This is a genomic window from Alistipes sp. An54 (genome assembly GCF_002159375.1).
GTDB classification, from domain to species: Bacteria; Bacteroidota; Bacteroidia; order Bacteroidales; family Rikenellaceae; genus Alistipes; species Alistipes megaguti.
This window is the reverse complement of the sequence record NZ_NFIA01000001.1, coordinates 475,903-489,574: the sequence shown is the minus strand read 5'-3', so window position 1 is coordinate 489,574 and position 13,672 is coordinate 475,903. Positions and strand designations below refer to the sequence as shown.

Genomic DNA, 13,672 nt, shown 5'->3' with positions numbered 1-13,672 from the left:
AAGAGTCCGGTGCGGAACTATCCCCAGCAGGGACAGCAGTGCGGCATATCGTATAATGGTACGTTTCATGCTGCCTCCGTATTTTCATCCCGGGAGGCGATCCGTTCGCACACTCCGTTCCAATAGGGATTGTTCGACATCGCGAGGTGGTGCCGGAGTTGTTCCATCCGTTGCCGGCACTTTACTCGCAAGGTGATACTACGCGCAGGGTCGCCGGAAAATCCGTCAAGAGCCGTCAGGTAGGATTCGGCCATGGCTCGACGCTCCTTCGTCGGTACGGCATCGAATGCTTCACCCAGAAAGAGCCTTTCGAGATCCGCCAGATAGGCCTCCACCGTATAGTCTCCGCCTGTCAGAGCCATCTCCTCCACCAACGCAAGCCTGTCGAGCAGCGACTCCGCCAGACCTTCCCGCAACTCGGCCTCGAGAGCCGGTTTTATCCAGGCCGGAGGCATCACCACATAACGGGCGAAGAATGTGAGTGCTTTGCGTTGCTCGTCGGCATCCACCGGACGGTAGATTTCCGCCGGACGGTCGAATACGCGCCGACGTCCGCCGATATGCTGTGACACCTGTCCTGCATAGTTTTTGAACTGTGCTCTGACCGCCTGAAGGATCAGCGTCGTGTCGCACATGCCGGGGCGCGGAGTCGCCATTGATTCCAGAGCCCGCTGCAGATGGCGCATTCCCAGTTCGATCGTCTCCAACGGGCGCCGGCCGATATCCTCGGCCATCACTTGTGGGTCACGGATGTTGTGCTGCGGCATGTAGCGATAGCGGCGATCGGCATACATTGCCGTGCCCCGTCGTGACAACGAGTCGGCTACCGTACGTTCGTCGCAATCCGGCCAGCAGCGGTAGCCCCATTCAATGGCCGCCCGGTCGTAGGACCCCAGTCGCGGGATCAGGTCCTCGGCGGCAATGCCGTCCTCGGGTTGTGCCGCGTGGTTCAGACGCAGATAATCCATGATCGACGTCCCGGAGGCCTCGCGATGCATCAGTTCGGCATCGCGGAGCTGTTCCGTTCCGAAAAGCGTGCTGCCGTAGAAGTTGTGTTCCAGCCCCAGTACATGACCAATCTCATGAGTGAGTACCCATTCGAACATCTTCTCTTCCATCTCCGGGCTCATCGGATACACGTCACCCATCTGTGCGATGTGCCATCTCTGCATGAGGTTGAATGAGGATCCGAAGATCCGGATCAAGACACACAGCACCTCGCCGTTGCGAAGATCCGTTTGGGTATGACCGTAGGCGTTCTCGTTCGGAGAAGGCGTAAACTTGATCCACGACAGACGTCCGTTGTCGGGCGTACACGTCGGATCGTCGGCATCGGCCTCCCGCACTTCGATTGCATCGCGGAACCCCGCCGCTTCGAGGATTTGTGCCCAATTGGCCGCAGCCCGGCGAGTCGTCTCCTTCCAGCGCTCGGGGAAATCCTGGTCGAAATAGAGTATGATCTTTTGTCGGGGAACCACTTTTTCGCCTCGGATGTAGCGATCCTTGTCTTCCGGTGCCGGTTCTAGATGCCATCGTTTGACGATTCCCGAAACGATGAGTTCGCAGCCGTTGGCCGCCACGCTGCGGCCCGGGATCTTGAAGTAACCGACCCGCCGGTCGAAGTAACGCGCCGTCATTTTCTCAAGGGGCAACAGCGACAGACTGGCGCCGATCTGCCAGCGCGTCGTGTCGATCGTACGTCCCGGGAACGGTAGCGAGGTGTACGTGCGGGTCGAACGGACGATCATTCCGCCGGGAATCTGACGGATCTCGCTGAATCCTGGATCGCGGTCGATGCACATGCCCAGTTTAAGCATGAACGAGGCGGACTGTAACCCGAAAAGCTGGTCGTCGGTCAACAACGGGTCGACATTGATCGTTACGCTGCCGGCGTCGTTCCGGAGTATCGGCAGCCAGTTGCGCGTATTCCAAGTGCGGGCTTCGTTGTAGAGGCGGGCCACAGACGTCCCGTCGTCGGGAAGCTCCATCCCGACGGCCTGTTCCAGACGGACCATTCCGTTGTCTTCGACAAAGCGGAGGATCATCGGTCCGAAGCGGTCGCCCTCATAGCCGTATTTCGTATCCTTGTCCATCTTGCCCGCCGTGTTGAGCAGCGTTACGAAAAGACTCATGGCACGGCCCAGGACCGAATCGGGAAGTTCCCAGCGATACCCCGTCTCCGAGTGGTAGAGCCTTCCCAGCCCCTCCGTCCCTGTTATTGCGATACCACCGGTCACAGACTCTCCGGAAGATGGCGCGGACGTTGTTGCCGCCATCATTTGAAGCGGCAACAACGTTCCGAGCAACAGTTGTAATATCCGGTTTGTCATGTCAGATTTCATCCCGGAACGAGAAGAGCATGTCCACGACATTCTTGAATCCACCGTTGAATTTGTAGATGACGGGCTCCTTGGTCTCAGCGTTGATCTCGACCTCACCGGCTGCCGTCAGGTGGATCTCCACGAGCGTCGCATTGCCGTCGCCATCCTCCTGGAGTACCCCCAGGTGACGGATGATCTCCTTCGTCGGAACCGCTTCGGACGAACTGTTTACGTCATAGGCTATATCCTCGTTGTCCGATTTGAGTTTCATCATCTTGATGGCTCCCTCTTCGGGGTCGGTCTCGTAAACCACCTCCACGGCCGGAGTGGCCTGCGTGAGGTCCACCCGATAGATCGTGTTGCCGGCAGCGTAGAAGAACATCCGCTCGAAGTAGCTCGATGTGGTCACCTGCCATTTGCCATCCGTGCCGACCGTGGGCGTACCCTTGCTCGCAACCTCCCATTTGGCGTTGCAGACGGCCATGTTCTCGATGTAGATGTTGGTCAGGGCGTCCGGACAGAACTCGAAGACCGAAATCTGCTGGCCGACGTGACCAATGGCCATGATCGTCAGGTTATGGTCGCCCGAGGCACAACCCATGTAGTCAAGGACGAAGCCGCCCGGAACGTCGGTCTCCGGATTGAAGGCATTGGGCACCGATCCCGCTTCGATCGACTCGATCTTTGCGCTGCGGTTCACGTCGTTCTCATCCAGGTAGCGGTCATCCTGCGATCCGGCTCCGTTGGCGATCGACTTGCGCGTGTTATAACCTTCGCCGAGGGCCGTATTCGCGTAGCTCAGAAACCGATTGCCTCGGCCGTCGTAGATCAGGCAGTGCGAGGTCGAAGCAAAGCCGATACCCTTGACTTCGTAATTGTCCCCGCCGCCCAGCTTGTCAGAAAGCTTGATCGGGTACATCAGAGCCAGTTCATCCGGAAGGGCATACCATAGTTTTCCGTTGTCCACGATGGTGAAGTTCTTGCGGTTGCCCTTCATGATCTGCGGATTGCCTGTCAGATCGCCCTTGACCTTCTTCTCATAGAGCAGACGCCAGTAGTTGTAGTTGTGGTTTTCGAGTGTTGCACCTTTCAGAATGTAGGGTTCCTGATTGCTCGTGAAGACCCCCAGAAGGATCTCATAATTCGGGTTCAACTCCGTGACGGCCGTCGTGCGCAGGAAGTTATGCATGCCCAGCCCTACGGGCGATCCGATCAACGAGCTCCCCGTTTCCCGCTTGTAGACGTCCGTCGTCATCTCGCGGGCATATCCTTCGCCGTCCACACACCCCAGGACGGCCTGCCCGTCGACATCCTGCAACAGGAACCAGCTCTGGTTGAACTTGAAGATCGGCTTTACGGTGATCTCTTCGTAGGTGATGATGTCTAATGTCGTGTCGGTGACCGCCAGGCGCAGTACGATGGGCTGTGTGTCCGACGACGTGACCGTTAACGTGTAGGTGGGGTCGTGTCCTACGACCTCCCACGACAGCGTACCCGTTTGACGCTTCCATTCATAGGCGAGGTTCTCCGTACCCGTAGTGATCGTCTGCGTGATCGTCGGGGAGATCACCACGCTGTTCGTCATCCCTTCCTTCGGGGTCGTGTAGCTGTATTCGCTCGTCGTGATGACGATATCGTTGATCTCATGGTAGTCGTAGTTGCCTTTGTCTTCGTAGCACGAACCCAGCAACAGCGACATGCCGATTGGAATCATTAAGGATTGAAATCTCATTTTCATGGTTGATTCGGTTTATTGCAGCGGGAAGCTGATTTCGATTTCGCTCTCGTCATCGTCGCCGTACAGCGGGTCGTGGTCCTCCCTGTACTTGTTGTATTCCCGGCGGAGTGTGAGTTGGCTGTCCTGACTCTTGGCGATACCGTCGAGCGTCGTCTTGAAGGTCTCCATCATGAAGAAGTATTTCGATGTGCTGTAGGATCCCCACCAGGCACTGTCCCAGTTCGCAGGATAGATGTTGAGCGTCACGTTCAGCGAGCAGATCAGATTCTCCTCGCGTCCCAATCCAAACTGATGGGCTGGATTCGACGTTTCGGAGCTCACCTCCATGATTCCGCTTTTGGTGACATTCCGGGTTGACACCTGCTCTTTCGTCGGGCAGGTCACCCAGACCGTAGCTTCGCTCTGGGCGGCCGACACCGGGAAGGTGTAGGGGTTCTCGAAGCGCACTTTCACCTCGAAGGGAGTCGTCTTCGAGGGGGTGCCCTGCATGCAGAAGGTCAGCGGTTCGGTCAGCAGGCGGCCGATGAGCTGGGCCGTTATCTTGCACTCCTTTTCGGGGGTCTTCTCGTCGGCGATGTAGGCATTCAGATAGTCTTGGTCGTCGAACGTGCAGGTGGCTACCGTCACATACTCCAGACGCGGAGCCTCGTCGTAGAACGCAATGTCGTTCTCCTTGCAGCCGACTGCCGCAAGGAGCAGAACTGCGGCCGTTGTTATCGTTTTGATATTCATTTCCTTAGTTGTTGTTTCCGAATGTGTACTCGTTGTCGGGGAGCGGCATCTGATAGTGTGTCGTCATGTCGTCCTGAGGTGCCGGGCAATTCGAGAAGGTTTTGAAATTCAGCCGCTTGTAGAAGAAGAACAGCTGGCCTTCGCCGTAGAACTCCTTCACGTACTCCTTCATCAGTTCGTTGATGCGCACGGTTTGGCCCGTCACCTGACCGTAGATCTGGCGCGTGTCGATCTGGTCGAAATTCCGGGTTTGAGTCGAGTTGTTCTGACCCGTGCGCGTGACGATCACGGCATTCAGGTACGAAGCGGCGGTTGTGGCATCCGGTTCGCACTCGGCAGCGATGTAGTACATCTCGGCCAAGCGGATCAACGGCTGCGAGTTCAGGCCTGAGTAGTTGTCGCGCGATGACGACCCGTTCTGACTGTACTTCTGGCTGACCTTCTTTATGCGGCCGTTGTCCGAGACGTTGCGGAAGGTCTGGAACCGACGGTCGCTTGCGCCGCCGCTCGTGGTTTCATACCACGTCTCGACGGTGGCCTGGTAGGCGCTCAGGATGTTCGAACTGCTGGCATCCACGAAGATCGGATCGACAATCTGGTAGTAGTCGTAGATGTAGAGTGCGAAGATCTGTTCGGTCGGCATGATCGGCGAGACCGTAATCGAACTGTAGGTTGCCAGAGAAAACTTGCCGCTTTCGATCACGGATCTGGCATATTGCAGCGCCAGGGCCTTGCTTTCGGCATCGCCCTTGTAGCAGTAGGCGCGGGCCAGCATGGCGCGGACGGCCCAGACGTTCATGCGCATCTGGCGCATCTCCGTGAAGGCGTCGACCGTATCGTCGTAATTGAAGATTTCGCTGTCGTGGCCGTCGAGCAGCTTCTCGGCCTCGAGCAGGTCGGCAATGCAGAGATCCAGCACCTCGCGGGCCGGGAGAATCGGCGTGGCCTCGTTGTTGAAGGCCGTGCGGTAGGGAATGGCCTTGTCGTCGGGGTTCTGCGAATAGATCGGGCCGAACAGGCGCAACAGGTCGAAGTGCAGGAAGGCCCGCAGACCCAACGCTTCACCCTTCATCGTCTCGTAGTAGTTCGGCGTGGTGATGACGTCCCGCTTGGCATCGACGAAGTAGAGGAAGTTGTTGATGTTGGCGATGATGTTGTACATCTTCGAGTAGATCGTGTTGACGGTGGTCTGATAGGTACCGTCGTAGGCGTAGAGTGTCGTCCAGTCATAGATCTCCGGGGCACTCTCGTAGCGTCCTGCGAGCATGTCGAGGTACGAATAGGTCAGATTCTGGGCATATAGGTTCTCGGTCCCCATGAGCAGATAGAACCCCGTCAGGGCATCCTTGAATCCCGTTTCGCGGGCAAAGAGGTCGTCCTGCTCCACCGAGGTCTTCGGTTGTACGTCGAGCCACTCCGCGCAGGAGGTCGATCCCGCCAGAAGCGTTGTCAGAATCAGTATGCGGAAATAAAGCCTTTTCATGTGTGTCGTCATGCGTTAGAATACAATGTTAAGCGATAGGGCAAACTGACGCGAGAACGGATAGACCGTACCGCGTTCGCGTTTGATCGTCGAGACGTAGAAGACGTCCTCCATCGTGAAGCCCCACTTCATCGAGCTGATCTTCAGCTTCGAGAGGAACGGCGTGTTGTTGCGGTCCATGCGGTAGGTCAGCGAGAGCGAGCCCATCTGCAGCGTATTCTCGTCCATGACGAAACGCGAGGTCTGCATCGTGTTCGAGCCGCTCGACGAGTTGGTCAGACGCTTGTACTGGGCCAGGTCGCCGGGGTTCTGCCAGCGTTCGGTTAGCACGCGACGGTCGGCGTTGTAGCGCAGGTCGGCATTCTCGACCTTCGAGACGAGCGTCTCGTTGTACATCTGGCCTCCGAACTTGTACGAGAAGGCGAGGTTTGCGCCGAAGCCCTTGTACTGGAACGAGGTGTTGATCGTACCCTGCCATTTGGGCTCCGTGTCGCCGCACAGCACGGCATCCACCGCATCGTAGACGCTCGTGATCAAGCCGTTGCGCTTGAGCAGGATTTCGTCACCGGTTGCAGGGTCGATGCCCAGCGACGGCACGGCCCAGATTCCCGTCGTCGACTGTCCCTCGACATAGCGCGGCAGCGGCGAGATGGTTTCGGCCGAGGCGTTGATTTCGTTCTGGTGTTGCAGTGCCTGCGAGATCTCTTTCAACTTGTTCCTGTTGTGCGAACCGTTGACCGAGATCACCCAGTAGGACTGTGTGGCGTCGTTGCGGTAGGGGATGACGGCCAGGTTCAGCTCGACACCCTTGTTTTCGAGCGTACCCATGTTCTCGGGGTAGGAGGCAAAGCCCAGCGACGGTGCCAGCGTGATCTGCGCCAGCGAGTTCTTCGTATTCTTGATGTAGTACTCGGCACGGGCGGTTAGGCGGCCCTTGAAGGCCGACAGCTCGATGCGCGTATTCCACGTAGCGGTCTGTTGCCATTTCAGACGGTCGTTACCCAGAGCCACGAGTTCGATACCCGTGGCATCCGACGAGAGGTAGTAGCGCATCAGATTCGAATAGGAGTAGACCTGACGCGACTGATAGGGAGCGAAACCCTGGTTGCCGGTGATACCGTACGACATGGCGAATACCAGATCGTCGAGCCACTTCTTGTTAGCTTTCTTCATGAACTCCTCGTTGGTGATGTTCCATTTGAAGCCGGCCGACCAGAACGGTGCGAAGCGGTTGTCCTTACCGAACTGCGACGAGCCGTCCATACGGATGTTGGCATCGAACGAGTAGCGGTACTTGTAGGAGTAACCCAGAGCCAGAACGCCGCCGATGCTGCGCGACGTATTCTCCGAGCCGGTCATGTTCTCGTCGTATTTCTTACCGAAGAGAATGTGGTCCATCTGGTCGTTGGGGAAACCGGTCACCTTGGCACCGTAGGCCTCGTTGCTGGTCTGTTCGACCGCATAACGGAGGTTGGCCGTGATGTAGTGCGTGTTCTTGATGTTTTTGTTGTACATCACCGTGAAGTCGACGGCGTAGTTGAACGACTCGGACTGCGTACGGGTGAAGTCACCCTTCAGCGCGGGGTCCGTCACATCCTTGAAGGCGGTGTGGTAGCCCGGGCGGAAGACTTCGGCCTTGCCGTTGTTCTTGCTCACCGAGACGTTACCCTGCAGGATCCACTCTTCGCTGGGGCGGTACTCGAGTTTGAAAAGTTCGCGGACGGTGAAGTCCGTGTTGCGGTTCAGGCTGTGGAACGTCGTATTGTAGAGCGGGTTGGCCACCTCATAGTTGTTGCCGTCGCCGCTGTAGAGCATGTTCCACGTCTGCATGATCTTGTTGATGTTGCCGTTTTCGTCGTAGGGACGCAGATAGGGGTTCAGCTGCGCATACTCGCTGAACGATCCGTAGGGGCTTTCGGTACCCACGGCGTTGTCGGCCGTGATGCTGTTTTTGAGCAGGAATTTCTTGAAGCGGTAGCTCAGGTCGAGCGATGCGGTCTGCGTGCTTCGCTTCGAGCCCTTCATCACACCGGGGGTCTCATTCAATCCGGCGTAGAGTTTGTAACGCAGTTCGTTCGATCCGCCTTCGAGCGTCACGGCATGACGCTGCTGGACCGACGTGCGCAGGGGCTGCGAGAGCCAGTAGGTATCCACTCCGCGTTTCACCTCGCGCAGACGCGACTGATAGTCCCGCTGCGAGGCCAGGTCGTTTTCGGCATACAGACCGGCGATCTTCTCCACATAGATCTTCTCCGAGGAGTTCATCAGGTTGTACGACGACAGGTCGGGCATTTCGACACGCACGTTGCCGCTGTAGGTGACGTTGATGGCGCCGGGTTTGGGGGCGAGTGTCTCGATGACGATCACACCGTTCGAGGCCTTCGAGCCGTAGATGGCCGTAGCCGATGCATCCTTGAGAATGGTGATCGAAGCCACGCGGTCGGGGTCCAGGTCGGCCATCGTCTGCACGTCGATTTCGAAACCGTCGAGCAGCAGCAGCGGCTGGTTGGGATACGTGTCGTATTCGCCCTGCAGCGAAACCAGACCGTCACCCGTTGCCGTACCGCCGGGCAGCGTCGACGTACCGCGCATGCGCATGTCGGGCAGCGCATTGGGGTCCGAACCCATCTCGAAGTTGTCCATCACGCGGAAACTCGGCTCCATGGCGCTGATGGCTTTGGCGATATTCGTGGTAGAGTATTTCTTGATGTCTTCACCCTTGATGGTGCTCACCGAACCGGTGTAGCCCTCCTTTTTACGGTTGAAGATACCTGTTACGACCACCTCTTCGATTTCGGTGTCGTTCTCCAGTACGACTTTGAGATTGGCCTTGCCGTTGCGGGGTTTGACGGGGATCTCCTGCTTTTTCATACCGATGAACGACACGTCGATGATGATGTTGGGGCGGTTGTCGAATTCGAGTTTGAATTTACCGTCCGTGTCGGTGGAGATTCCGATGGTCGTACCGTGCAGGACGACCGAGGCGCCCGGAACGGGTAATCCGCCCGTATCGGTTACCACGCCAGTGATCTGTACCCGGGTTTTCGTATCCGCGGCCCGGAGCTCGGACAACGACAGCAGCATCGTTGCCATCAGACTGCAGAGAAGCATCACCGAGCGCAGTCCACCCATTGGTCTCATACTGTTGCGAGAATGGATTTTTTCCATTGAAAGGGTTAGAGATAATGTTTTGTTATACATTTTTCCGGAAAAGAACGGGGCCCCCTGACAGGGGCTCCGTTCTGATTTTACCGCTGTTGGTCGGGACCGAACTGACAGATCGGGTGAATCGATCCGCCGTATTCATCCCACCAGGAAGAGGTGGCATTTACATAACTTTCTTCTACACGTGATGTGGTGAAGGTTACGGTTTTGACAACGGCTAAAGAACCATAATACATGCTTTCTACGGTCGAAGATAACCATCTGTCGGACAAGGCATCACCCGAAGCATCCCAAACATCAGACCTACCGTCAATTAATCCATCTTCATCCGAATGTAGGAATACGATGTACTGATCGCCATCCGTATAGTGCTTGTAAAGATCGCGGATAATGTTCCAGTTTGTTTTAGCTGCGTTGATGTTCTCCTCTTCTACGAATGTTTCTGAGGCTATGGTAGTATCGCCGAATCCGGAATCCTTTATTTCAAGTGTGGTGCTGAATGGAATTCCAGTGACTGTGGTTGTTGCAGGATAGCCTCCTTCGGGATTCTCCAAAGTGTATGTTTTGGTCTGGAATTTTACACCTGTCATGTATTCGGTAAGTTCGATCAACTCTTCGATGGCCGGAACATACCAGTCCACACCGTCACGTTCAGCCAGCTGTTGTGTCCAACCGGCAACTTCACAGGTAGTCGTCCAATCTGCTCCAGCGATTGTCTTCATTTTTTCGAGGTTTTCTTTTCCACTCTTGCGGGAGCCGGGAAGATTGCTCATGTCGTAGAATCCGGTCGTATAGGTTTGTTTGTCGTTGGTATTGTAAACGGTCAGACTGAAGGCCTTGCCGTTCATTCCGCTTTCGTCTACTTGATAGATGATACCTACGGTTTTGCCGTTGACGATATACGGATCACCCACCTTGTAGGCAACCTGCTGTTTGACGGTGAACTGTTTTTCCAGATCGCCCGCCTTGACCGTGTAGGTGTGTTCGCGCAGACCGGCATCGAGCGGCGTACCCGAAACGGTGATGGTCTTCTTCTCCTTGTCGACCGTGATGGTGAAGTCCTCCGTTGCCGTCGGGTCGACTACCTCCCAGTCGGTCTGGTTCGTCAGCACCGCGATGGTTTGTGCCGTACCTTTCGAGTCGATCTGGATCGACTCGGGATCGAGCAGCAGCGTAGCCTCCGTACCCAACTGGGTCACCGTCAGGGTAGCCGAGGCCTCGTTGCCGTTGCCTCCGCAGGAGAGTTTCACCTCGGCGGTGCGGGTCTTCTGCGTCGTGCCGTTCACCTTGACGGAGACAGCCTTCGCCGAAGCATCATAGTCTGCGGTCAACCACGCTGCTTTAGTCTCGGTTTCCAGATCCTTGGTCGTGATAGTCATGTCCGAGAACGAGCACTCGACCGTTACATATTTTGTCTCGGTCTCTTCTCCATTGTTGAACACAACGCTGTTCGTATTGAGTGAGATTGAAGCCTGCGGAGCTGCCGTTTGGATGATTTTTACGTCAGCCATAGCCTCAGAAGGTTTATCGACTGCATGGAACGTCAGCGTAGCTTCGCGGTCTGAAAGTCCCGTCCAGTTGTCGAACTCCAGTGAGAAATTGCGGACATTGCTCTTGTTGCCCTCTTCGGTCGTTTCTTTGAGCGTTACCCACGATGCAGCGGTTATCCAGTTCCATGTGAATTCTACGTTGCCGGCAACCGAGAAGGTCAGCGGTTTGCTCTGGTCGTAGGTTGCCACCAGACCTTCTTCGGGGGCGTTGATGATGATCGTCGGCTTGTCGGCCATTTGCGTGATGCCGATGCGCTTCCTGATGACGGTGTTGTTCGTTCCTTCGCCGCTCACGATCTCCAGGAAGGCCGTACGCGATTCGGACGTATCCTCGTTGAAGGTGCACGAGAGGGTCAGCACCGTAACCGTACCCTCGCCGGTCGTCTCTTCGCCCACCTCATAGGTGATCCAGTCGCAGCCGTCGATGGTCACACGTGTCTGCTTGTCGGGCGTCAGTGCGGTTGTCGAGGGTGCGGTCTGGTCCTGCGAGTAGGCCAGCGTGAGTTTGTTGTTCGTGGCCAGACGGATCTCATACTCCGTGTTGCCGCCGTCGGGGTCGTTGCTGATCGTGACGATCGGGTTGTCACCCATCAGGTCACTGTTCAGGATGTTCAGGTAGGTCTCGGCATTGGCCTCCTGCGTGACGGTGATCGTCTGCGAGGCGGTGTTCGAGCCGGTGCCGGCCGTGATCACGATCTGAGCCGTGTAGGCGGCCTTGTCGTAATTGATCTTCGGGGTTACGGTCAGCGTGTTGCTGCCCTCTTCGCGCGTTACGTCGCAGATCTGCGAGTCTCCCGTGACTTCGAAGGTCCAGTCGGCGCTGGATTCGATCGTAACGGTTTTTGCCTCCGTGTCGAACGCCTTGAATGCAAGGGTGTTCTGCGGGACATTCACGGTCGGCGGGGCGACGGTGTCGTCATTCGAGCACGAGCTCACCCCGGTGAGCAGGCCCAGTGTGAGGACCATACTCCAAACGTGTAGGAATCGTTTCATAAATGTGCTTTGGTTTTGGTGAATAAAAATAAAGGGAGAGCATATTTCCCTTCTCAGGATGGAGACAGAGATCATAGGATGATCGAGAGGCTGACGTTGACGCCCGTATGTTCGGGCACATAGCGGCAAATACCTCCCGAGCAGACTTCGCCGGCACGATAGCGGCCGAACGATACGGCGGCACGCAGGAATTTGTGGGCATAGCTGACGCCGGCATCGAAGTAGTGGATGTTGTCTCCGTAGCTCTGGTAGTTGCACATGTCGCTTACGTAAACCATCCAGCGCGGGGCCAGACCCAGTTCGAGGAGGCCCATCATCCAGCGCTGGTCGTCGAGCGAATTGCTCCAGGCATGCTGTACCTCGGCACGCAGCGACGTTTTCGGGGTGATCTGCCACAGCACGTCGCCGACGATGATTTCGGTGTTCATGCGCATGTCGCCGAAGCCGAAACGGCTGAATTCATTCTGTCGCTGGTAGGCGAAGACGAGGATCGTTTTCCAGTCGGGGCCCCACTTCTTTTCGAGTTCAAGACTGGTTTCGGCAAAGGCCAGGTCGCCGCCCATGCCCATGAACTTGTAGTGGCTTCCGGACCGCTCCATGTCCTTGTACATCGAGGCATTGATGGCGAAGCGCAGCGGTCGGCGCGGATGGCCGCCCACGGGAATTTCGCCGAAGAGGTCGATCTGGCCGCCGGTTTCGCCGCCGTAGCCCAGCACCTTGTGGGGGAACAGCGAGCAGAGGGCATACTTGTGCTGCTTGGTCAGTGCCGGGATGTAGTTCAGGTCGACGCTCTGGGTCGAGACGTCTTCCTGATGCCAAGGCATGTTTTCGATCGAGCGCCAGACGGCCGACATCCCGAAGCCCGGCAGGTCGAACCCGGCGTTGAGCAGCAGGGCCTGGCCCGTCCCCCGATCGGTCGTATAGCGGGGATCGATGCGGAGGCTTTCGCCCTTGTGGACATATTCGCCGCCGACGGAGAAGGCACCCTTCGAGAAGTCGAGCCGTCCGCTGAAGCCATTGACAATGGCGGGGTAGTCGGGCCGGTTCTTCGAGACATCGTCGCGCAGCACCCATGAGCCGCCCAGTAGCAGCAGGGCCTCGCTCCGCGGGTCGATCAGTTCGAGAAGCGACAGCTCGGCATCGGCACCGTAGACCCATGAATCGGCGAAACTCATGAACCGTCGCGGCTTGCCGACAACGAATTTGGTCGAGAGCCAGCTGGTCGGACGCCAGTGCAGATTACCGCCCAGCAGCGAGGTGTTGATCCCCATTTCGCGCTCTTCGTAGGCCCGCAGCAACAGTCCGCTGCCGAATTGCTCGACATAGGTACCGAGCGTCACCTCCCATTGCGAGTTGGACCAGGCGGCAAATCCGCCCCGCAGGCCGTTGCCTTCGAGCAGCGGATCGTAACCGATCATCGGTTTCTCGAAAATATCGTATTGGAGGCCGAAGCGAAATCCCTTGATGGTATACCCCAGATTGACGTACGTGTTGGTTCCGCAGGTCTGATCCAGCTCATTGATACCCAGTGCGGCATCCTTCATGTAGATACCCCACGAGGATTCGATGCTGCCGCTCAGCTTTCCCCAGTCTCGTTTGGGCTTCTCCGCTGTTATCTGTTGTGCGGCAACCGGGAGGGTCGCACACAACAGCAACAGAGAGAGCGTGATGTTTCTTGCTTGCATGTTTT

General features: G+C 57.0%; 7 protein-coding genes. All 7 read right to left on the bottom strand.

Annotated features, from left to right (window positions below; all coding sequences use genetic code 11):
* Nucleotides 1–65 precede the first annotated feature (65 nt).
* On the bottom strand, nucleotides 66–2,237 hold the full coding sequence (locus B5G09_RS01830; RefSeq protein ID WP_162608226.1) for a zinc-dependent metalloprotease: 2,172 nt from the start codon (nucleotides 2,235–2,237) through the stop codon (nucleotides 66–68).
* 94 nt (nucleotides 2,238–2,331) lie between these two features.
* The gene (locus B5G09_RS01825; protein WP_087403771.1) at nucleotides 2,332–4,059 is read right to left on the bottom strand and encodes a PKD-like family lipoprotein; all 1,728 of its coding nucleotides are present in this window, start codon (nucleotides 4,057–4,059) and stop codon (nucleotides 2,332–2,334) included.
* A 12-nt stretch (nucleotides 4,060–4,071) separates the two neighbouring features.
* Nucleotides 4,072–4,791: a hypothetical protein gene (locus B5G09_RS01820; RefSeq protein ID WP_087403770.1), complete on the bottom strand. Its 720-nt coding sequence runs from the start codon at nucleotides 4,789–4,791 to the stop codon at nucleotides 4,072–4,074.
* Between the two features lie 4 nt (nucleotides 4,792–4,795).
* Nucleotides 4,796–6,274 carry a RagB/SusD family nutrient uptake outer membrane protein gene (locus B5G09_RS01815; RefSeq protein ID WP_087403769.1) on the bottom strand — a complete coding sequence of 493 codons (1,479 nt, stop codon included), beginning with the start codon at nucleotides 6,272–6,274 and terminating at the stop codon, nucleotides 4,796–4,798.
* A gap of 15 nt (nucleotides 6,275–6,289) precedes the next feature.
* Complete coding sequence (locus tag B5G09_RS01810; protein WP_241147528.1) at nucleotides 6,290–9,415, bottom strand: SusC/RagA family TonB-linked outer membrane protein; 3,126 nt, start codon at nucleotides 9,413–9,415, stop codon at nucleotides 6,290–6,292.
* Nucleotides 9,416–9,522: 107 nt separating this feature from the next.
* Nucleotides 9,523–11,982, bottom strand: a complete 2,460-nt coding sequence (locus tag B5G09_RS01805) for a BACON domain-containing protein (RefSeq protein ID WP_162608225.1) — start codon at nucleotides 11,980–11,982, stop codon at nucleotides 9,523–9,525.
* 71 nt (nucleotides 11,983–12,053) lie between these two features.
* The gene (locus B5G09_RS01800) at nucleotides 12,054–13,667 is read right to left on the bottom strand and encodes a DUF6029 family protein (RefSeq protein WP_143256450.1); all 1,614 of its coding nucleotides are present in this window, start codon (nucleotides 13,665–13,667) and stop codon (nucleotides 12,054–12,056) included.
* Nucleotides 13,668–13,672 lie beyond the last annotated feature (5 nt).

Bases quoted from the DNA above. Each gene is read 5' to 3' on its own strand.
- B5G09_RS01800 (WP_143256450.1), bottom strand. From the start codon at position 13,667: ATGCAAGCAAGAAACATCACGCTCTCTCTGTTGCTGTTGTGTGCGACC.
- B5G09_RS01820 (WP_087403770.1), bottom strand. From the start codon at position 4,791: ATGAATATCAAAACGATAACAACGGCCGCAGTTCTGCTCCTTGCGGCA.
- B5G09_RS01810 (WP_241147528.1), bottom strand. From the start codon at position 9,415: ATGAGACCAATGGGTGGACTGCGCTCGGTGATGCTTCTCTGCAGTCTG.
- B5G09_RS01805 (WP_162608225.1), bottom strand. From the start codon at position 11,982: ATGAAACGATTCCTACACGTTTGGAGTATGGTCCTCACACTGGGCCTG.
- B5G09_RS01825 (WP_087403771.1), bottom strand. From the start codon at position 4,059: ATGAAAATGAGATTTCAATCCTTAATGATTCCAATCGGCATGTCGCTG.
- B5G09_RS01815 (WP_087403769.1), bottom strand. From the start codon at position 6,274: ATGAAAAGGCTTTATTTCCGCATACTGATTCTGACAACGCTTCTGGCG.